The sequence below is a fragment of the Caballeronia sp. BR00000012568055 genome (assembly GCF_029439455.1).
Classification (GTDB): domain Bacteria; phylum Pseudomonadota; class Gammaproteobacteria; order Burkholderiales; family Burkholderiaceae; genus Caballeronia.
This window is the reverse complement of record NZ_JAQFVG010000221.1, coordinates 1-517: the sequence shown is the minus strand read 5'-3', so window position 1 is coordinate 517 and position 517 is coordinate 1. Positions and strand designations below refer to the sequence as shown.

Sequence of the window (517 nt, the reverse complement as noted above, 5' to 3'; positions counted from 1 at the left end):
TTAACCTGATGATGGAAGCATCGTTCGAGTTTGTTCTGACGCAGGTGTTTTTCTGCATGTCGAAAGCAGCCGGCCGCATCTTCCTGCGTAACCAGCAACTGTCACTGATCGAAACCGGCGACCCGAGCCAGTCCCAGATCAACCAGATTACGGACGCGCGTGATGACCTCGTGTCGGGTCGCTTCGTGATGGGTTTTCACTACGCGGTTATGCACGTGATGGCCGACACGGCCGACAAGGCACAGACGCTTGCGCGTCAGGCCAAGGTCATGCTCAACAACTGCGGTGTCGCAGCTAGCGCGGTTGGCATGGCTTCTGAGGCGGCGTACTACACGCGCCTGCCGGCCAACACCGCGTTCGTGCCACGTCCGGTTCCGCTCAATAGCTGGAATTTTTTCTGCTTTTCGCCGTTTCACAACTTCATTTCGGGCAAGCCCACGAACAACCCGTGGGGCCGTGCCATCGCGCTGTTTCGAGCGGTCAGCGGAACGCCGCTCTTTTTCAGCTTTCACTCGAC

General features: G+C 58.0%; 1 pseudogene. It reads left to right on the top strand.

Features of this window, described 5'->3' with window-relative positions:
- Window positions 1-56: 56 nt before the first annotated feature.
- A pseudogene (locus tag P7F28_RS10265) lies at window positions 57-517 on the top strand (conjugal transfer protein TraB); the annotation flags it as partial.